Raw genomic sequence first — 19645 nt, forward strand, 5'->3', positions numbered from 1 at the left:
ATACGTGTCCACCGACATGGGTTACCAGTAGATTTCACGTTGCATAGCCACAGTGCGCGTTCGCTCCATAATTCGAATTAACGTACTGAGCTTCTCTGCTGTCCATTTGCGCACCTCATCGTGAGAGTCAACTTCCGCATCGTCTATAGATTGCTTCAGCATGAGCAATGCGTTTAATTCATCAATGCCGGTAAGTAAGTCTAACCAAGGCGCACGAAAGTTACCCCGCTCTTCAACAAACAAGTCACCAAGCAAAAAACCACTCCACAGGGTTTGTCTTAGCATTATTTCCACTGCGCTGTAATTAGCTGGTCCCATGGTTTTACTGAGGGGCATACTCTGCTGCACGGTTTGCCACCCTTGCGATAACCATCCTTTTGCATGGTCAAGTACAGGGTGATCAAATCCCGTTGCTATCTTTTGCCAAGGCTTATTTTGTATAAGGCTTATAGCGTGAATCTTAATATCTGTAGCGTCATTGTCGAAAAATAGCTTTTCAGGTTCATGAGCTTGCATCAAACCTGTTTGACGCCCTTGCAGGTAGCTTACTACCGCTGGGTGTTTGCTCAAGGTTTTATTAAACATGCTCTTTTTAGAGAGCAAATAGCGCAAACTTTGTAAGTCGTCTTGCCAGCCCCACTTTTGCGTATGGGTTACCAGTTTTTTGTGCAAGGCTAATAACTCTGGGCACTGCAATACGGGTAGATAAAGCGACACACTCTGCAGCAGCAACCTAACGCTTTTAGCGACCTCAGCCAGCATTTTTATCGAACCGCTCTCGCAAAATACATGCTCGTGATGCTGCCAATGCGCCAAAGCGGTTTGCACTGCCAGGCCGAATGCCTCTTCTGTGGTGGTGGTCTCTTCAAGGGCTAGAAAGTCTGGTAGGTGGCGAATTTTAGCGTTAAAGCCGTGTAACAACTGATAGCCCTGAGCGGCTTTTGACACATCGCTTAGACGCACCGGCATATTGTCGTTTATTAGCACAGCGAGAGAAAACAGACTGTTGATCTCCCCTGACATCAATTCAAGCTCAATCTCATTGATGGGGGAGCTGGCTTTATCCGTACTAGCTTCACCGCAGTCTAAGACAATTTCAACTAGGCTATCGCCTAAAGCAACCACATAGGCATTGCGCGTAAAGTGTGTACTAAATTGTTTAGAAAGACTCGCATTCTTAGATGCGATATCCCAACCTTCGGGCCATACATTTGACTCGAACAACGTGAGATCCGGTCTTGCGTTACCAAGACTTACGTTATATTCCATGCGCTTGTGCAAGCCACCGCTTACTACACCGTTGGTTTTTAACGTTTGTTCGTACTCGCCATTATTACCGCGAACCCGAAAGCCCATTTTGTTGTTTTGAAAATCGAGTTTATCCGTATCGTAATAGTCATTCTCTAAGCGCATTTCGCGATGAGAATTAACCTGGATATTGTGTTTTTCAAAAAGAGGGAGTACGCGTTGGGTAAACGCCTGGTGAGCATTGTCACCCGTTACAAATTTTAATTCTATTTCTGACATGGTTGCGCTAAGCACAGCTTATGATGCTGACACCTTACCTTTGTCGCTCACTTTTCGCAATGTTGCTGCTGTTAAACAAGTCGCTTAAATTAGACAAAAGTGGAACAAACTTGCCTTTATCGCGGTCAACCAATACCATCTTCACGTTTTAAATTCTAAAATTGGACTTCATATGATTCGAAAGTGGTTAGCAGCAGCCCTTATTGCATGCTCTTTTCAAGCATTTTCGCTACAAGATACCGCTGATTTAGAAGCGTCTTCTTCGCACTATATAAGAGATGACTTGTTTATCTTTATGCATACTGGACCTGGTCGTAACTATCGCATTCTGGGTTCAATTGAAGCCGGTACACCTATTACGGTGCTCTCCCGCGACAACGATGCTGAATTCACGCAAATTACCGACGATGAAGGGCGTAAAGGCTGGGTTGAAAGTAAGTTTGTGTCTAATACTATGTCGCAAGCAGAGCAGTTGCCTATTGTTAGTGAGAAACTTGCTGAGAGCCAAAGTGCCCTGCAAGCTGCACAATCAGAAAATGCCAAGCTTCGTCAGCAGCTTAACGATGCTCGCCAAAACGTGTCTAAACTTACCACCACAAACGACGAGCAAGCGTCTCAAATTATTCGTTTAACAGCAAAGGTTGAAAGCGCGAATAAAGACGAGCTTGTTACTTGGTTTACTCGCGGTGGCATAGTTGCAGGCGTGGGGATATTGCTTGGTGTAATGCTCACTTACCTTCCTAAGCGCAAGCGCAGAAACAGCGAATGGATGTAGTGCTAGCTCACCGAAAAATTGTTATTGTGCGAAATAAAAATGGCCAGCTTTAAGCTGGCCATTTTTAATTTTATAAGCTTACCAAGTTTTTGCCCGAGAGCTTATTCATCATCTTCAACAAGGGTCATTAGTGATGTGTTACCACCTGACGCCGTAGTGTCTATGCTGATGGCTTTCTCGGTCATCAAACGTTGAATAAGATGATCGTTATACTCTGCTGTGATTACCGGCAAGATAGCACCTTCACGTGACGAGAGCATTGCAGTAATACGCGCAGTACGCTCTGTACTAGAGTCGACCACCACGCCAGACAGGTCTTCATCCATCAGCAAAGTATCCAAATGCGCTAGACGCGCTACTTGGAACAAGCCTTTTGGTGCCCCCGTCGATTCAAACTTGTTCTGAATCTCCACTGCTTCTTCGTAGAAAATTTCAGAAACCACTGATACTACCGGATTACCCGTTGATAGCGCCGTCACAATCGACAACAGCCAGTATTCGAAGGTAACCTCTTTATCGGCGAAACATACCAAGATACCGCGAGGCTCTAAGTACAGTTTGTTCGACTCACCTGTAGGCCCTGGCAATACTTGCGGCTTGGCAAGTTTGCGTTCAACGCTGGTCAGCTGTTGACGCGCCGTTGCTAGCGTGCGGTTTAAGTCGTCGGCCAACTCATCAACAATATCTACTTTCGCAATTTTTGCTAGAAGCTGACGTACCATTGAAATGCGGTCATTAAGAGGCGTATGACGCCACTGTGCTTCTACCGCTTTTGCCTTATCCATCATCACATGAGCACGCTCGGCAATTTTCTCATCACCTACCAATGCTGCATCGGTACCATCAACATCATCAATGTGCGAAGGCTTAGGCGTTGCGCGTTCCATCATCAAACGAGGTAGATAGTTTGGACCACCCGCTTTGGGGCCTGTGCCGGAAAGGCCACGGCCACCGAAGGGCTGTACGCCAACAATAGCACCAATCATATTGCGGTTGATGTACAAGTTACCCGCACGGCTTTTCGCAGCAAGCTCGTTAGCACGCTCTTCAATACGCGAGTGAATGCCCATCGTCAGGCCGTAACCTGTACCGTTAATTTGCTCTAGCACACTATCGAGCTCTTTCGACTTAAAGCGCACAATATGCACTACAGGGCCAAACACTTCTTTTTCTAGCACATCAATATTTTTGATTTCGTACAAAGTAGGTGCAAAGAAGGTCCCTTTCTCAAAGCCGGCCGGCATTGCATTACGATAAAGTAGCTTGGCTTTGTCTTTCATATACTCTTGGTGATCAGTAAGGCTCTTAAGCGCCTTTTCGTCGATCACAGGGCCGACATCAGTGGCAAGTTGTGTTGGGTCGCCAACTGTAAGCTCTTTCATGGCACCGATTAACATATCGATAAGGTCATCAGCAATTTCTTCTTGTACAAACAAGACGCGAAGTGCTGAACAGCGTTGACCGGCACTTTGGAAACCCGAATGAATGACATCATCAACCACCTGCTCAGGCAATGCGGTTGAATCAACAATCATACAGTTTTGGCCGCCTGTTTCTGCGATGAGCGGTACCTGTTCACCACCACGCTCTGCAAGCACCTGTGAAATTAAGGTACCTGTTTGTGTTGAGCCTGTGAACATGACAGCCCTAATACGCTCGTCAGGCAGTAGAGTTTCACCCACTTCTTTACCTGGCGATACGATAAGCTTAAGTGCGTCTTCTGGTAAACCTACCGAATGCATAATATCTACTGCACGTATGGCAACCATGCTGGTTTGCTCGGCGGGCTTGGCAATAACTGTGTTACCAGTTACCAATGCAGCCGTAACTTGACCTAGGAAAATGGCCAGTGGGAAATTCCAAGGGCTGATACACAGCACAACGCCACGAGGTTTTAAGCGCTGATCATCAGCAAGCTCTTCGGCGCGGGCAGCATAATAGCGACAAAAATCAACGGCTTCACGCACTTCATCAATGCTGTCTTGAGCCACTTTACCGGCTTCACGCATACAAATAGCGATAAGCTCAGCCATATGGCGCTCTAAAGCATCGGCTGTACGATTAAGAATTTCTGCACGCTCGCTGACATCACGTTTAGACCAAGCTTCGAACCCTGCGTCAGCTTCATCTAGCGCCTTACGCATGTCATCAGGCTTAGCATAGTAATGATAACCCACCACGTCATTGTGGTTTGTTGGGCTAAGTACCGCTGTCGCACCTTCTGGTACTTCACCGGTCACTTTGTAGTAATCCTGCCAGCGTTCAAGTTCATGTTTAAGCGCCGTTACCGCATTGGTGTCGGTTAGGTCTAGACCACGCGAGTTGTCGCGCTCTGGCGCATACAGCCCACGTGGAGTTTTGATTAACTTGTTATAACGTACTTTCAGGCGTTGTGTTTTCTCTACCGGATCTTCAAGCAAAGACTCAACCGGTTTTTCATCGTCAACAATAGCGTTTACAAACGACGAGTTCGCGCCGTTTTCAAGAAGACGACGTACAAGGTAGGCCAATAAGTCTTCGTGTTCACCTACAGGTGCATAAACACGGCACTGAATCTTATCCTGTGTTACCACCTGATCGTAAAGGGTATCGCCCATGCCATGCAGACACTGGAACTCAAAACCTTCTTTGTCGTCACCAGCAAGCTCAACAATAACAGACGCGGTGTAAGCGTTGTGGGTAGCAAACTGGGGATAAATAGTGTCGCGATATTCAAGCAGACGGTTAGCACAAGCGTGGTATGACACGTCGGTTGACGATTTACGGGTAAATACAGGGAACTCTTCAAGGCCCGCTTGCTGAGTAAGCTTAATTTCTGTATCCCAATAAGCGCCTTTAACTAAGCGCACCATCAGCGGACGACCTACCTCAAGGGTAAGCTCGCGCAAGTGCTCAATGACGTGAATTGCACGCTTTTGGTAGGCCTGTACTGCTAAGCCGAAGCCCGTCCAGCCATTTAAGTCTTCGTCGCGGAAGACGGCTTCTATAATATCTAACGAAAGCTCAAGACGGTCAGCTTCTTCAGCATCAACCGTTAAGCCGATATCGTATTCTTTTGCCATCATACATAAGGCTTTCAAGCGCGGCGGAATGTCAACCATGGCGCGTTCGCGGTGAGAAAACTCAAAGCGCGGATGAATAGCCGAAAGTTTTACGGAAATACCTGGCGAGCGTTTTGGTCCTCGACCATTGGCAGCTTTACCGATAACTTTAATAGCCTTTTCATAAGACTCATAGTAGCGATCAGCGTCATCCATAGTTCGCGCTGCTTCACCTAGCATATCGTAGGAGTATACGTAGCCTTTAGTTTCCTTTTCTTTAGCGCGTTCTACCGCATCTTCAATGGTTTCGCCCATAACAAATTGGCGACCCATAACGCGCATAGCAATATTCATTGCGCGGCGGATAACTGGCTCACCAAGGCGACCAAGGGTTTGCTTTAACAAACCAAACTGTTCTTTTTTGCGCTTGTCGGCATAGTTCACCATGTTACCTGTGAACAATAAGCCCCATGCAGACGCATTAACAAATAAAGATTCTGAATTACCTAAGTGTGGCGTCCACTGTCCTTGAGACAGCTTGTCACGAATAAGCTCATCTTGCGTAGCTTTATCAGGCACTCGCAGCAAGGCTTCAGCCAAGCACATCAATACCACACCTTCAGCCGTAGATAGGGAGTATTCATTTAAAAGTGCGTCAACGCCACCGTGTCCCTCTTGTTCCCGGCGAATTTGTAGCACCATCTTACGTGCACGCTCCCATGCACGACTTCGCGCACGCGGATTAACCTCGGCAATGGGAAGAATCTGATCAACAGCCACAGACTCGCTAATGCGATAGTAGTCTCTTATGCGCTGACGTAGGGGTGAAGTTGTATGAAGTGTATCGTTAATGAGCATTGCAACCCTTTCATAGAAATAGCTGTAACAAAAGCGTTCCCGCCGTGTATTGACTGCCCACGGTTACATGGAAGCGGCTAAATAACAAGCAAAGTCGTAACCCTGCGTTGACCTGTCGTTCTTCTTTTAACTATATACTTTTGGATGAAGATCACGACGGAGCCAAATTTGCGCGGATAGTAGCACACAAAAATGCTCAGCCAAGCCCCTACCAGCAAAGTTTTTTTAATTCTCTGTCAAGCTACGTATTCAGTGCGTTGGATAACATTTTTTGACCCTTCGGTATCACATCAATTTTGAATAAAACACCCGTTAACTGCCCACTAGTGAAGTCCATGTTAGACACTTCAGAAAGTGGTTTATTCTTAATTGCAATAAACTGCGATTAATGAAAAACCGTCTACACTATAAAAAAACAAAAATACAAAAAAATAGGTATTTGCCAATGTGGTTACGAAAATTCAGTTTAATTCAACGCCTGGGCATTATTGTTGCTCTTATTACGCTGCTGTTTATATTACTAACCGCCGTTGTATTAAACAGGCACTACGAAGCATTAAAGCAAAAGTCATATGATGAAAATCAGCACCTTGTCGAAGTTGTTCATACTATGCTCAGTAGTTTCGAAGCACGCACTGATGTAGACGAAGCTACTGCTAAACAACAGGCGCTAGCAGCGGTAAAAGCGCTGCGATATGACGGCAGCAATTACTTTTGGATCCAAGACCAAACTCCCTCTATGGTTATGCATCCTATTAAGCCGGCGCTCGATGGCAAAGACTTAAGAACGTTCAAAGATGGAAATGGCAAAGCCTTTTTTATAGAAATGGCACAAAAAGTCAAAACACAAGGTGACGGCTTTGTTGACTATGTCTGGCCCCTTCCCGGCGAAGAGACGCCTACCGATAAAATTTCTTATGTGAAAGAGTTCAAGCCGTGGGGCTGGACAGTGGGTTCGGGCATATACCTTACCAATCTCGAAAAAGAGTTTTCCCACCTTCGCAACCTGATTGTGGTGTTTTGTTTGGTTAGCGTTGTTCTGGTTGTGGTACTGGTATATGTGATTGGCGGTAGCATTGTAAAACCGGTTCAAGAAGTAACTGAACGGATGAAAGATATTTCTCAGGGAGAGGGCGACCTAACCCGGTCGCTTCCCGAAACCGGGCAGGACGAAATTACTCGCCTAGCCCGTTACTTCAATGAATATACTGATAAAATGCGCCAGTCTTTGCTTGGTATTCGCGCAAACATCAGTTCACTTACACAGCAAGCTGAACTCGTTGAGTCATCCAGTCAAAACAGTAACGCACAAGCGCAAACGCAGAACGAAAATATGCTGCAGGTTGCCGCCGCAATGGAAGAAATGACAACGCAGATTAACGATGTCAGCAGTAATGCGGATTCTGCAGAAAAGAGTACAAGCAGTGCACGGGGTAATGTTCAAAACGGTGCAGCAGTGGTAGATAGTACGGTACAAGATATCCGCTCGCTGACTTCTGATATAGAGAGCGTAAGCACCGTGGTGACTGAACTTGCTGCGCAAACTGACAGTATCGGTGCTGTGCTTGACGTAATTCGCGGCATTGCGGAGCAAACAAACTTACTCGCCCTTAATGCAGCCATTGAAGCCGCCCGCGCGGGTGAACAAGGAAGAGGCTTTGCTGTCGTAGCAGATGAAGTTCGCACCTTAGCAAGTCGAACCGGGCAAAGTACCGATGAAATTCAAGCTATGATTGAAAAGCTGCAGAATAACGCGAAAAGTGCAGTAGACGCAGTGAAAATTAGTCAGTCTGCGTCAGCCAAAACTGTAGATAATGCCATACAAGCAAACCAAAACCTTCAGGAAGCTGACCGCCTGATGACGGACATTGCGGATATGAGCAGTGAAATTGCCCGAGCGACTGAACAGCAGGCAGAAGCCGCCACTGAAGCAAATATGCGAATAAATGCGTTGTCGGGTGCTGCTGATAGTAGCTTGAAAACAGCAGATGAACTGGCAGCTGCAAGCCAAGCACTAAAAAGCAGTTGTCTGGCAATTATGGATATAGCAAACCGTTTTAAGCTGTAAACCTCTTTTCGACTGCGGCCTAGAGAGCCCGCGAAGCAATTCGCGCGTGTTCAGGCCGCTCACACCTTTTCTTTATGTCCTTCCTTGCTTTAACTCGAACTTCAAATGCGATTATTTTCGATACTAAGAACGAAACTTTGTAGCATTTAGACGCTCTTAAACCATCAGTGACAAGCTCTGCCTGTGGAACAAAAGGCCTGAGTGCATTACACTCAGAATCACATTAAGTGGCCGAGTGACGATTTCTTCTAGGTAATCGGCTATGCTATCGCAATGTGGCAATGGCTTAAGCGCTTGTAACGTTAGACGCGTATCAAATCAAGGAGTTGAATATGAGTAGTGGTTCTAAGGGGAAGCCTATTTTACTATGGGTTGCCGGTTTTTTCGTGTTGCTATTCTTGGTGTACTTTTTGTTCGCCAACACCATTATAAAATCTATTCTTGAATCAAAATTAGGGGAATCATACGGCGCCGAAGTCAATATTGACGAATTCGACCACTCTCTTTTCCCCACTACTGTTACCCTAAAAGGCATCGCGCTAACCAACCCAACCAAGCCATCTCACAACCAAGTTTTTGTAGGTGAAGCTAATGCGGACGTCGAGTTAAAGCCACTGCTTGATGATCAGGTTATTGTTAATAACCTAAACCTTTTAGAAGTACAGTTTGATACCAAGCGTGAGTCAGAAGGTGAAGTGTATCGCGTTCCAGAGCGCTCACTGTCGTTCGATGAAATCAAAACGAAAGCGAAAGAGGCCGTGCCTACGGTTGATGAACTACTTGCACGCAACCCGCTAAAAACGACCGCAGCCATCGAAAATGCCAAGTCTGCCTACGAAACCTATGGCAAAGGCCTTAAAGATGATTATGAATCTTTGCCTGACAAAGCGCGTATTGACTACTACAAAACACAGGTCGCTCAGCTTAAAGAAACTAACTACAAAGACCCTCAAGCATTAGTCCAAGCCAAGTCAGCATTCGACAAACTCAAAGAAGAAATGCAGGCAGACCGCGCGCTTATTAGCAACTTCACTGAAAAGGCTAGCGATGCAAAACAGGCTTTAAGTGCAAGTGTTGAAGCGCTCAAAAAAGCACCTCAGGAAGACTATGCTTTACTTAAAGGTGTTATTGCTGGCGATCAAGCAGCCCTTTCTCAGGTAACCTATTTTGTATTTGGCGACAAAGCAGCGGAATACACCGAATACCTGATGGCGGCAATGCAAATAGTTATGCCGCTTATTCAGGGTGAAGAAAAAAGCGAAGCGCCTGCAGAAGTGCCTTCAATATTAGTAAAAGAAGCTAACGTCTCTGTGCTATGGCAAAACGAATCTATCACCAGCAAGTGGAACAATATCACGAACGTTCACGAAGTATTTGGTAACCCAACTACCTTTACTATTGAAGCGGCTGGCGATTTATTAAAGTCGTTTACCTCTAGCGGTGAGTTTTGGATTGATGGTGAAGGTGTTGATGCTAGTCAGGTATGGGAGCTAGCCGGTGTGAACATGTCTGACATTTCTTTTAGCGGCAATGAAACACTTAATGCGGTGCTTAAATCAGCGCTAATGAAAACCAACGGATCGATGAAAGTCACGGATAACATGCTGACCGGTACCGGCGAAGTCGACCTACAGCAGCTTGTCATGGAAGCAACGGGTACTAGCGATATTACTAGCGCTATCGCTCAAGCACTGCAGACCTTAAGTAGCCTAAACATGACCATGTTGCTTGACGGTACTCTTTCAGACCCAAGCTTTGACGTTAAATCTGACCTTGACAATAAACTTGCAAAAGCAGCACTTTCACAGCTTACTGCTAGTCAGAAAGATAAACTAGACGAGTTAAATACTAAGCTCAACAGCATGGTAAGTAGTCAGCAGTCAGTATTGTCTGGTGAGCTGGTAGATGTAACAAGTATGCTTAACGCTGCCCAAGGCGACAGTGCAGCCCTTCAGGAACTACTTCAAGCTCAGCTTAACAACGTTGTTGAAGAGCAAAAAAGTAAACTGCTTGATAAATTGAAAGGGAAATTTGGTCAGGGTGAATAATGCACCTTTGACTCGGCGCTGCTTCGCGGCATAATACAACACAGCGGAGGCACAGCGCCTCTGCTTTTTTCCGCTTAACCATATTGTCAGGTGAATCTGTGTTACAAGGTAAATGGCTTCCCATTGTATTAATAGTACTTCTCGGTCTATTACAATACAGACTATGGTTTGGAAAAAATAGCATTCCCGATTACTTCAACCGAAAACAAGAAGTTCATACGCAAGCCCTTCAAAACGCGAATCTTGCTCAACGCAATGCGTTACTTAAAGCTGATATCAGCGATTTAAAAATTGGTTTAGAAGCCATTGAAGAAAGAGCGCGAAATGAACTCGGTTTGATTAAAAAGGGAGAAACCTTTTACCGTATTTTGCCCGCAGATGCTAAGTGAATAAAATGACATCGCCCCGCGTTGTTGCGGTTATCCCCGCAGCCGGAGTCGGCAGCCGAATGAGAGCCGACCGTCCCAAACAGTACCTTGCTTTAAACGGTAAAACCATCCTTGAACACACCATAGACGTGTTGTTAACCCACCCATTAGTTGACGAGGTTGTGGTAGCGATCAGCCCAGGCGACGCTTACTTCGATACCTATGGACTGCGGGAAAAACCGATTCATGTGGTAGACGGTGGCAAAGAACGGGCAGACAGCGTACTCAACGGCATCATGTCTTTGGGCGAGAATGACTGGGCTCTAGTACATGATGCAGCCCGCCCCTGTGTTGAAGAGAGCGATATTTCTGCGCTTATTGCCTTGATAGACAATAGGTCGGTTGCCGGCGGTATTCTGGCAACCCCCGTGAGAGACACTATGAAGCGAGTTGCGCATGATACGAATACCGACAGCAATATCATTTCTCACACCGAGAACAGAGACGGCCTGTGGCACGCGCTAACGCCACAGTTCTTTCCCGCAACACTTTTAAAGCAGGCTCTTCAGGAAGGTTTAGCAAAAGGCGCAGCGATTACTGACGAGGCGTCGGCTATGGAGCTTGCTGGCTACAAAGTAGCTATGGTTAATGGAAGCCCAGCAAATATAAAAATAACCCACCCAGCCGACCTTCCTTTGGCAGAATTCTATCTTAAGCAAAAATTTAGCGCGCAAGGCAACAACCTGCAAAGCCATAGCGCACAAGATCAAAAGGCAAACTTATAATGCGAATAGGACACGGTTTCGATGTACACAAATTTGGCGGCGACGGCCCCATCACCATAGGTGGCGTGCGCATCGACTACGAACAAGGCCTTGTGGCACATTCTGACGGCGACGTATTGCTTCATGCACTTTGCGATGCAATGCTAGGGGCGGCTGCACTTGGTGATATCGGCAAGCATTTCCCTGATACAGACGATGCCTATGCCGGAGCGGACAGTCGCGTATTGTTGCGTCACGTTGTGAATGTAGTTAAAGAAAAAGGCTACAAGCTAAGTAATGCTGATATGACAATAGTAGCGCAGGCGCCAAAAATGGCCCCACATATCGGTGCTATGCGCGAGACCATCGCGCAAGACTGCAACGTTTCGCTTGACGATATTAACGTAAAAGCAACGACGACTGAAAAACTCGGTTACACCGGCCGCAAAGAAGGCATTGCCTCTCACGCTGTCGTGCTATTGGAAAAACTATGAAGCCCTTAAACACTGATCACTGGCAGTACTATTTTGCAAAGCCCGTATCTACTGGCATATTTAAATTCCAAGCCGACGACTTTCAAGTTGTTGAAGATTTGGGCTATATCCCCTGCGGCGAAGGCGAGCACCAGTTTGTGTTTATTGAAAAAACGAACACAAATACCGCATTTGTTGCGGAACAACTGGCGCGCTTCGTTAACTTGCCACTGCGCCAGATCACTTATGCAGGACGTAAAGACAAATACGCAGTAACACAACAGTGGTTCGGCATACACGCACCCGGCAAACCAGATTTTGATTTTAGCAACTTCGAACTAGAAGGCGTTAAAGTACTCAAGCAAATGCGTCACAACAAAAAGCTGCGTACAGGTCAACTTAAAGGCAACCACTTTACTATCACTTTGCGTCAGGTATTACACCCAGAGGCTATTGAAGAGCGCCTTCAAGAAATTCAACAACACGGTGTGCCAAATTATTACGGCGAGCAACGTTTTGGCGTTATGCGCTTAAATGATATGGGTGAAGTGCAGCGTGGCGGGAATCTAGTAATGGCCGAACGCATGGTCAATGGTGAAACCATTAGGCACCGCAACAAGCGCTCCATGGCGCTTTCTGCTCTGCGCAGCTGGCTGTTCAATGAGATGCTTTCAGCACGCCTCGAAAAAGGCACATTTGATAAAGTAAACCAAGGCGATGCACTGGTGCTTTCGGGGTCTAATAGCTTTTTCATTAATGAAGGTGATGAAGGCTCAGAACAGCAACAAGATGCACAGCGTCGCTTCGCTGCAAAAGACGTGTGTCCTTCAGCGCCGCTTTGGGGTAAAGGCTCACTAGTTACACAAGCTGACGCCCTCGCATTAGAGCAGTCGGTTGCAGAGCAAAATAGCGAAATTATCGATTTTTTAAGTCAATGCGGGTTCGAGCAAGAGCGCCGAGCGATAAAAATTTGGCCTTCACAGCTTGAATGGCAGAGTAAGGGTGATACATTTACTATCTCGTTTGCGCTTCCAAGCGGCTGCTTTGCAACCTCGGTCCTTAGAGAATGCGTGGAGACTTTATCCCCCATTAATAGGGTTTAGGAAGTATTGGTAAAAGTGTGGCGCGCAACAGATTTAACCACGCGTAGCTGTGAATAAGAATAAAGGAAAGTACGCAACATCATGAGAGCTTCTAGAAAAGGAGACGCGTTAGCACAACTGCTTTATAACGAGGGAATACGTTCACAAGCAGTATTAAACGCCATTGCTGGTACGCCGCGGGAGAGCTTCTTGCCCGACGCGCTTAAACATAAGGCTTATCAAAATACGGCATTGCCTATAGGCCAGGGCCAGACAATTTCGCAGCCTTATATCGTTGCGAAAATGACCGAGCTATTGCTTGATAGCCCCAACAAACCTGAAAAAGTGCTGGAGATAGGCACAGGTTCAGGTTATCAAACGGCTATTCTTGCACAGCTATTTGCGAAAGTTTTTAGTGTAGAGCGTATTAAATCTTTGCAGTTTCAAGCGAAGCGCCGAATGAATCAACTCGACCTTCACAATATTGCAATGAAACACGGCGATGGTTGGAAAGGCTGGGCATCAAAAGGCCCATATGACGCTATTATTGTTACCGCTGCTGCAGCGAGCCTTCCTCAGGATTTGTGCGAACAGCTAAAAGAAGGTGGGCGACTTATAATTCCCGTGGGTAACGAACAACAATCGTTGCTGTGTATTGATAGGATTGAAGGGGAACTAAAAACGTCGACCATTGAATCGGTACGATTTGTTCCTCTTGTAGCAGGAGAGCTAATGTGAAGCTTTTTGAGCCGTGTTATGACATGGCGTTACGCTGGGCGAGGCATCGCCACGCAACCAAATATTTAGGTGGGTTAAGCTTTTCAGAGTCAGTTTTCTTCCCCATTCCCCCTGACGTGATGCTTGCACCGATGGCCTTGTCACAGCCTGATAAGGCATGGCAATTTGCCTTTATCACTACTATTGCATCTATCTTGGGTGGTATTGCGGGATATTGGCTTGGTTATTTTGCCTTTGATGCATGGTTGGCGCCGGTTATTGAGAGTTGGGGATACACTCACAAAATAGATACGGCAATGCAATGGTTTAAAGACTACGGCATATGGGTGGTCTTCCTCGCTGGCTTTTCTCCCATTCCTTATAAAATATTTACTGTAAGCGCTGGCTTCTTGCAAATGGCTTTCTTGCCCTTTGTGCTTGCATCAGCCATTGGGCGAGGCGCCCGATTCTTTCTAGTTGCAGCACTTATGCGCTGTGGGGGAGCTGCAATGGAACAAAAGTTAAGGCAGTATGTAGAAGTGCTTGGATGGGCCGTCGTCATTCTAGCAGTAATTGCTTATTTACTATTGCGATGACATGCGTAGCCCCCATGTTCATATAGGAATTTTGTTATATGTTTGTGTACTCGTTGGAGGCTGTGCAGGAAGAACTGCACCTGCCCCTGTTGTGCTTTTAAATAGTCAAGTTTCAGATGGAAGCGAAGAGTACACAAAAAAAACCTATAAAGTGCAACCAGGCGACACACTATACGCAGTAGCTTGGTACACCGGAAACGACTATCGCGATATAGCAAAATACAACGATTTATCAGCTCCTTACACCATTTTCCCTGGTCAAAATTTAAAGCTTGCACCACCATCAAATGTAGCTGCCCCCCCCGTAAAGCCGAAGGTTAAGACCACTCGGTCAACAACTCCGACCACCCCTAAGGTAGACAAAAGTTTGGTTGACCGCCCATCATCACAGGCGTATCGTGAAAGTGAAAAAATTGTTAAGCCACAAAATGTTACGACTGTCAAGAAGCCGTCAGAAAGCGTCAAAAAACAAGCGCCAACGAGCTTCCCAAACAAAGTACAGAAGTGGGTCTGGCCTGCAGAAGGTAAGTTAGTTGGTACCTTTAGTAAGTCGGAGTCAGGCAACAAAGGAATCGACATCGCTGGTGCCAAAGGCAGTAAAGTCGTCGCAGCGGCAGATGGAAAAGTTGTTTACTCAGGGAGTGCCTTAAGAGGTTACGGTAAGTTAGTTATTATAAAACACACCGATACTTTCTTAAGTGCTTACGCCTACAACGATACCATTTTAGTTAAAGAGCGAGAATGGGTGTCAGCCGGGCAGCAGATTGCAACCATGGGTGATAGCGGAACAAATTCGGTAAAACTTCACTTTGAAGTTAGGTATAGAGGGAAATCTTTAGACCCTATGAAATACCTGCCAACATTAAAATAATAAAAATAAATAAGAATAATAAAATACAAAGGAGAAACGTCATAAGGTAAACCTTGTAGCAGGAGATTCATGATGGGTAAGTCAAATAAAGCCTTGGAATCAAAACCTCAAGATGACTTAGATGTCATCGATATGCCAGCTGATATGAAAGCTGACGAAACCTTAACCAACGACGCTGACCTAGAAAATGATAACGCCATTTTCAGTCAGGATGACCAGCCTAAAAACCTAGATGCCACACAGCTTTATCTAGGTGAGATTGGTTTTTCACCACTGCTAACCGCAGAAGAAGAAGTTTATTTTGCGCGCCGCTCCCTGAAAGGCTGCGAAGCCTCTCGCAAACGTATGATTGTTAGCAACCTTCGCCTTGTTGTTAAGATTGCTCGCCGTTATAACAACCGTGGATTAGCACTTCTCGATTTAATTGAAGAAGGTAACTTAGGCCTGATCCGTGCCGTAGAAAAGTTTGATCCTGAACGCGGATTTCGCTTTTCAACTTATGCAACCTGGTGGATTCGCCAAACTATCGAACGCGCGATTATGAATCAAACGCGTACTATTCGTTTGCCAATTCACGTAGTCAAAGAACTAAACGTTTATTTACGTGCTTCTCGTGAACTTTCACAAAAGCTTGATCATGAGCCAACTGCTGAAGAAATTGCAGCAGCGCTTGATAAGCCTGTTGAAGACGTCACTAAGATGCTACGCCTAAACGAACGCATTACCTCTGTTGATACACCTATCGGTGGAGAGAATGATAAAGCACTCCTCGACATTATTGCTGATGAGAAAGAGTTTAGCCCTGAAGAGAGCTTACAAGACTCTGACATCAAAAGTAATATTGTTACTTGGCTTGAAGAACTAAACCCTAAGCAGCGCGAAGTACTTGCTCGCCGATTTGGCCTTATGGGATATGAACCTTCAACTCTTGAGGATGTGGGTGCAGAAATTGGCTTAACACGTGAGCGTGTGCGTCAAATTCAAGTGGAAGCACTTCGCCGTCTTCGCGATATGCTGGGTCATCAAGGCCTTTCATTAGAGAACTTGTTCGACCAAATGAAGTAGCTACTACTCACATCGTAGAGTAATACTTGAATGCCAGTGTTGTGGCGCTCTTAAACAAGCGCTTCAACACTGGCATTTTTATATTAAATTCAAAATTACCCAGCAGCCCTTTAATTGTCCTACCTAGTTCAGTTTCTCACAAGCGTGACAAAGGTGTAAGGGTGCGCGTTTTTTTCATCGGCATCATGCGCTTCCCTCGATACTTCGGTCCAGCTTGCCACAGCTTCATAATCTGGGAAGCGGGTATCTCCCTCTACTGAAAGATCAATATGTGTAAGATACAAGGTATCCGCTTTATCTAAAAATGACTGGTAGATAGTACCGCCACCAATAATCATTACCTCGTCACTTTCTCCACTGTCATTACTTAGCGCTTTCGCGACCTCAAATGCCGATTCTGGAGAGTCAACCACGGTAGCGTCAGATAAGCTGTAGTTTTCATTACTCGTGATCACAATATTCGGCCTACCCGGAAGCGCCCTACCAATTGATTCGTAGGTTTTACGCCCCATTATGACAGCCTTGCCCAAAGTGGTAGCTTTAAAATGCTTCAAGTCAGCGGGTAAATGCCAAGGCATATCATTGTCTGCGCCAATAATTCTGTCTTTTGCCATAGCAGCAATCATCGCTATTTTCATTTTTACACCTTCAGGCTAAGTTCCAATTCTTCAAGGCTGAGTATATCAACATCAGATAGGAAATGCTCCATCCCTTAAATATAATAATAACAATTATCATTTGCATGTATCATGAAAGTATTTTAGTTTAGAGTCAGGAGGTGGCTACCATGCTTATAACTTATTTATGCCCTAAACATGCAGACTGGGTTTATAACAATCCAGAGCAAGCGCTACACGTAATGGCACGGGACGAATTGCAGGGCACTATGCTTATGCAAAGTGGCCAGTTAAGTGAAGCGATTCCCTATCTTGGTTGTGCATTTGATATCGCCGTCATACTGCTTGAAGTTGATGGTGGTGAAAACAGCGCTATGACAACTAAAATTATGAGCTTGACCAGTTTACTTGAAGATATTTATTTTCATTTGAGACTTACCCACCACAGAAATGCCATAGTAGACAGAGCCCACACGGTCATAGAAGCGTCTAACAGTATCGCGAACAACGAAATACCGCTGCGCTTTGCGGTGTAGAAATGATGTGCACTATACAAAAAAGCTCGCACTTTGCTTTGGCAAATGTACGAGCTAAATGTTTTGTGAGCTGATAGTTAGTGACTGTTTAAATCACAAACTTACAGAAACTACCTTCGTCCAGTGATTTTCAGCGATTTTTTCTCAACGACTGTTTCTCAGCGATTGTTTCTCAACGACGATACTCAACTTCCACGTCGTAGTCGTCTTCGTCCCAGTCATCATCGTCGAGGTCGTCACCTAAGCCATCGTCGAATTCATCATGGGCTTCAAGTGTATTTTTGTGGTAAGTGTCCCACTTGAATTCCACTTCTTTCTTCTCTTCTTCCTCTTCTATTTCTGCAGGAAGAGTTTCAATGAAGTCCATAACATCGTTACAGAGTGGATCGAGGTTCATCTTTTGGAACGCGGAGATTTGATAAACCGGGCCTTCCCACTCTAGCGCATCAATAACGTGCTGGCAGCGCTCTTCGGCTTCTTCTTCAAGCAACAAATCAACTTTGTTAAATACCAACCAGCGTGGCTTTTCTGCTAACTTAGGGCTGTATTTTTCAAGTTCTTCTATAATTGCTTTAGCATTTTCGGCCGGATCAGTTTCATCTACAGGGAAAATATCTACCACATGAAGCAAGATACGACAGCGTTCTAAGTGTTTTAAGAAGCGAATACCCAGGCCCGCCCCATCGGCAGCACCTTCAATCAAACCAGGAATATCAGCAACAACGAAGCTACGCTGTGAATCTTGGCGAACAACACCTAGGTTAGGTACAAGCGTAGTAAACGGGTAGTCAGCCACTTTAGGCTTAGCCGCCGATACAGAACGAATAAAGGTTGATTTACCCGCGTTAGGCATACCAAGTAGGCCCACATCTGCTAGAAGCATAAGCTCTAGCTTAAGATTACGAATTTCACCTGGCGTACCATTGGTTTTTTGACGTGGTGCGCGGTTAGTACTGCTTTTAAAGCGAGCATTACCTAAACCGTGAAAACCGCCTTGTGCCACTTTAAGCTTTTGACCATGACGAGTTAAGTCACCCAATACTTCACCAGTATCGCTATCAGTGGCACGTGTACCCACGGGCACCATTACGGTGAGGTCTTTGCCTTTCTTACCGATACAGTTGCCGCCTTGCCCATTTTGGCCACGCTCAGCGCGGTGAAAGCGCTCGAAGCGATAATCGATCAATGTATTTAGGTTTTCATCGGCTTGTAAGAATACGCTGCCGCCGTCACCACCGTCGCCACCGTCTGGGCCACCTTTAGGTACGTATTTTTCCCTTCTAAAGCCAATGGTACCGTTGCCGCCGTCACCGGCTTCAACGCGAATTTCAGCTTCATCTACAAATTTCATTTATCACTCCGGGCTGTAATGCCGTGGGTTGTTAACTTTTTAATGCGAATACTAAGTTTACACCAAATTACCCATTGGCGCTTTTGTGTCTGCTCAGCATCCTAAAAAAACGAGAAGTAAAACCTTGCCTAGCGTTAATTCGTTCTAGAATTTACACGCTATAAATAAGAACAGAAAAAGAAAGAAAGGTTTCACAAAACAAAAAACCCCGCTTGCGCGGGGTTTTTCTAAGCCTGTTCGGCGAGAAGCTTTCGCGCTTACTCAGCTACGATGCTTACAAATTTACGGTTCTTCGGTCCTTTAACGTCGAACTGAACTTTACCGTCTTTTAGTGCAAACAACGTGTGGTCTTTACCGATACCCATGTTGTCACCAGCGTGGAAGCGAGTACCACGTTGACGAACAATGATGTTACCAGCAAGAACAGATTCACCACCAAAGCGCTTAACACCTAGGCGTTTACTTTCTGAATCACGACCGTTTTTGGTACTACCACCAGCTTTTTTGTGTGCCATGTGTTCGTGCTCCTATTATGCGTTGATACCAGTGATTTTCACTTCTGTGAACCACTGACGGTGACCCGCTTGCTTACGAGAGTGCTTACGACGACGGAACTTAACGATTTTTACTTTATCGCCACGACCGTGTGTAACAACCTCAGCAGTCACCTTACCACCAGCAACGATTGGTGTGCCGATTTTTACGTCGTCACCGTTGCTTACCATTAAAACTTTGTCAAATTCAACCGTTTCGCCTGGGGCTACTTCGATTTTTTCAAGACGAACGGTTTGGCCTTCGGCCACACGGTGTTGTTTACCGCCACTTTGGAAAACCGCGTACATAGTTAACTCCGCTCTGCGTCCACTGACGCTTCAATTCAAAAAACAG

Annotated in this window: 18 protein-coding genes; 12 read left to right on the top strand and 6 right to left on the bottom strand. The window is 45.7% G+C overall.

Features of this window, described 5'->3' with window-relative positions:
* Positions 1-21 precede the first annotated feature (21 nt).
* Positions 22-1527: a CYTH domain-containing protein gene (locus V7R55_RS09000; protein WP_334059169.1), complete on the bottom strand. Its 1506-nt coding sequence runs from the start codon at positions 1525-1527 to the stop codon at positions 22-24.
* A gap of 172 nt (positions 1528-1699) precedes the next feature.
* Here V7R55_RS09000 and V7R55_RS09005 point away from each other — a divergent pair, with 172 nt between their 5' ends.
* Positions 1700-2302, top strand: a complete 603-nt coding sequence (locus V7R55_RS09005; RefSeq protein WP_334059170.1) for a TIGR04211 family SH3 domain-containing protein — start codon at positions 1700-1702, stop codon at positions 2300-2302.
* 101 nt (positions 2303-2403) lie between these two features.
* On the opposite strand, the gene putA is transcribed toward V7R55_RS09005, so the two are convergent.
* Positions 2404-6201 (bottom strand): bifunctional proline dehydrogenase/L-glutamate gamma-semialdehyde dehydrogenase PutA, encoded by a 3798-nt coding sequence (gene putA / locus V7R55_RS09010; RefSeq protein WP_334059171.1) that lies wholly within the window; start codon positions 6199-6201, stop codon positions 2404-2406.
* Positions 6202-6646: 445 nt separating this feature from the next.
* Here putA and V7R55_RS09015 point away from each other — a divergent pair, with 445 nt between their 5' ends.
* The 10 genes from V7R55_RS09015 to rpoS all read left to right on the top strand — a co-directional run bounded on the left by V7R55_RS09015 (position 6647) and on the right by rpoS (position 16253).
* Entirely contained in the window at positions 6647-8269 is a 1623-nt protein-coding gene (locus tag V7R55_RS09015) for a methyl-accepting chemotaxis protein (RefSeq protein ID WP_334059172.1), read from the top strand.
* Between the two features lie 332 nt (positions 8270-8601).
* The gene (locus V7R55_RS09020) at positions 8602-10317 is read left to right on the top strand and encodes a TIGR03545 family protein (RefSeq protein WP_334059173.1); all 1716 of its coding nucleotides are present in this window, start codon (positions 8602-8604) and stop codon (positions 10315-10317) included.
* A 98-nt stretch (positions 10318-10415) separates the two neighbouring features.
* On the top strand, positions 10416-10706 hold the full coding sequence (gene ftsB / locus V7R55_RS09025) for a cell division protein FtsB (RefSeq protein WP_179982290.1): 291 nt from the start codon (positions 10416-10418) through the stop codon (positions 10704-10706).
* A 5-nt stretch (positions 10707-10711) separates the two neighbouring features.
* Entirely contained in the window at positions 10712-11470 is a 759-nt protein-coding gene (gene ispD, locus V7R55_RS09030; RefSeq protein WP_334059174.1) for a 2-C-methyl-D-erythritol 4-phosphate cytidylyltransferase, read from the top strand.
* The gene (ispF, locus tag V7R55_RS09035) at positions 11470-11943 is read left to right on the top strand and encodes a 2-C-methyl-D-erythritol 2,4-cyclodiphosphate synthase (RefSeq protein WP_334059175.1); all 474 of its coding nucleotides are present in this window, start codon (positions 11470-11472) and stop codon (positions 11941-11943) included. The genes ispD and ispF overlap by 1 nt, the downstream gene beginning before the upstream one ends.
* A complete protein-coding gene (truD, locus tag V7R55_RS09040; RefSeq protein ID WP_334059176.1) occupies positions 11940-13025 on the top strand; it encodes a tRNA pseudouridine(13) synthase TruD in 1086 nt (361 codons plus the stop codon). The genes ispF and truD overlap by 4 nt, the downstream gene beginning before the upstream one ends.
* Positions 13026-13106: 81 nt before the next feature.
* Positions 13107-13742, top strand: a complete 636-nt coding sequence (locus tag V7R55_RS09045; RefSeq protein ID WP_118490353.1) for a protein-L-isoaspartate(D-aspartate) O-methyltransferase — start codon at positions 13107-13109, stop codon at positions 13740-13742.
* The gene (locus V7R55_RS09050; RefSeq protein WP_334059177.1) at positions 13739-14317 is read left to right on the top strand and encodes a YqaA family protein; all 579 of its coding nucleotides are present in this window, start codon (positions 13739-13741) and stop codon (positions 14315-14317) included. Before V7R55_RS09045 ends, V7R55_RS09050 begins: the two co-directional genes overlap by 4 nt.
* Before the next feature lies 1 nt (position 14318).
* On the top strand, positions 14319-15188 hold the full coding sequence (locus V7R55_RS09055; RefSeq protein WP_334059178.1) for a peptidoglycan DD-metalloendopeptidase family protein: 870 nt from the start codon (positions 14319-14321) through the stop codon (positions 15186-15188).
* 72 nt (positions 15189-15260) lie between these two features.
* The gene (gene rpoS, locus V7R55_RS09060) at positions 15261-16253 is read left to right on the top strand and encodes an RNA polymerase sigma factor RpoS (RefSeq protein WP_334059198.1); all 993 of its coding nucleotides are present in this window, start codon (positions 15261-15263) and stop codon (positions 16251-16253) included.
* Positions 16254-16381: 128 nt separating this feature from the next.
* On the opposite strand, the gene folA is transcribed toward rpoS, so the two are convergent.
* Positions 16382-16879, bottom strand: a complete 498-nt coding sequence (gene folA / locus V7R55_RS09065; protein ID WP_334059199.1) for a type 3 dihydrofolate reductase — start codon at positions 16877-16879, stop codon at positions 16382-16384.
* A 161-nt stretch (positions 16880-17040) separates the two neighbouring features.
* On the opposite strand from folA, the gene V7R55_RS09070 reads away from it, so the two are divergent.
* Positions 17041-17406, top strand: a complete 366-nt coding sequence (locus tag V7R55_RS09070) for a hypothetical protein (protein WP_334059179.1) — start codon at positions 17041-17043, stop codon at positions 17404-17406.
* A 172-nt stretch (positions 17407-17578) separates the two neighbouring features.
* Here the strand turns inward: V7R55_RS09070 and cgtA are convergent, their stop codons facing one another.
* From cgtA to rplU, 3 genes are all read right to left on the bottom strand, one after another.
* On the bottom strand, positions 17579-18757 hold the full coding sequence (cgtA, locus tag V7R55_RS09075) for an Obg family GTPase CgtA (protein ID WP_334059180.1): 1179 nt from the start codon (positions 18755-18757) through the stop codon (positions 17579-17581).
* A 257-nt stretch (positions 18758-19014) separates the two neighbouring features.
* On the bottom strand, positions 19015-19272 hold the full coding sequence (rpmA, locus tag V7R55_RS09080) for a 50S ribosomal protein L27 (RefSeq protein WP_012517170.1): 258 nt from the start codon (positions 19270-19272) through the stop codon (positions 19015-19017).
* Positions 19273-19287: 15 nt separating this feature from the next.
* Positions 19288-19599: a 50S ribosomal protein L21 gene (gene rplU / locus V7R55_RS09085; RefSeq protein ID WP_012517169.1), complete on the bottom strand. Its 312-nt coding sequence runs from the start codon at positions 19597-19599 to the stop codon at positions 19288-19290.
* Positions 19600-19645 lie beyond the last annotated feature (46 nt).

The organism is Alteromonas sp. S005 (genome assembly GCF_036864475.1).
GTDB lineage: Bacteria > Pseudomonadota > Gammaproteobacteria > Enterobacterales > Alteromonadaceae > Alteromonas.

Coding starts and splice junctions, on each gene's coding strand:
- putA (WP_334059171.1), bottom strand. CDS start 6,201: ATGCTCATTAACGATACACTTCATACAACTTCACCCCTACGTCAGCGC.
- truD (WP_334059176.1), top strand. CDS start 11,940: ATGAAGCCCTTAAACACTGATCACTGGCAGTACTATTTTGCAAAGCCC.
- V7R55_RS09020 (WP_334059173.1), top strand. CDS start 8,602: ATGAGTAGTGGTTCTAAGGGGAAGCCTATTTTACTATGGGTTGCCGGT.
- V7R55_RS09000 (WP_334059169.1), bottom strand. CDS start 1,527: ATGTCAGAAATAGAATTAAAATTTGTAACGGGTGACAATGCTCACCAG.
- rpmA (WP_012517170.1), bottom strand. CDS start 19,272: ATGGCACACAAAAAAGCTGGTGGTAGTACCAAAAACGGTCGTGATTCA.
- V7R55_RS09045 (WP_118490353.1), top strand. CDS start 13,107: ATGAGAGCTTCTAGAAAAGGAGACGCGTTAGCACAACTGCTTTATAAC.
- V7R55_RS09015 (WP_334059172.1), top strand. CDS start 6,647: ATGTGGTTACGAAAATTCAGTTTAATTCAACGCCTGGGCATTATTGTT.
- rplU (WP_012517169.1), bottom strand. CDS start 19,599: ATGTACGCGGTTTTCCAAAGTGGCGGTAAACAACACCGTGTGGCCGAA.
- rpoS (WP_334059198.1), top strand. CDS start 15,261: ATGGGTAAGTCAAATAAAGCCTTGGAATCAAAACCTCAAGATGACTTA.
- cgtA (WP_334059180.1), bottom strand. CDS start 18,757: ATGAAATTTGTAGATGAAGCTGAAATTCGCGTTGAAGCCGGTGACGGC.
- folA (WP_334059199.1), bottom strand. CDS start 16,879: ATGATTGCTGCTATGGCAAAAGACAGAATTATTGGCGCAGACAATGAT.
- V7R55_RS09055 (WP_334059178.1), top strand. CDS start 14,319: ATGCGTAGCCCCCATGTTCATATAGGAATTTTGTTATATGTTTGTGTA.
- ispF (WP_334059175.1), top strand. CDS start 11,470: ATGCGAATAGGACACGGTTTCGATGTACACAAATTTGGCGGCGACGGC.
- V7R55_RS09005 (WP_334059170.1), top strand. CDS start 1,700: ATGATTCGAAAGTGGTTAGCAGCAGCCCTTATTGCATGCTCTTTTCAA.
- V7R55_RS09070 (WP_334059179.1), top strand. CDS start 17,041: ATGCTTATAACTTATTTATGCCCTAAACATGCAGACTGGGTTTATAAC.
- ispD (WP_334059174.1), top strand. CDS start 10,712: ATGACATCGCCCCGCGTTGTTGCGGTTATCCCCGCAGCCGGAGTCGGC.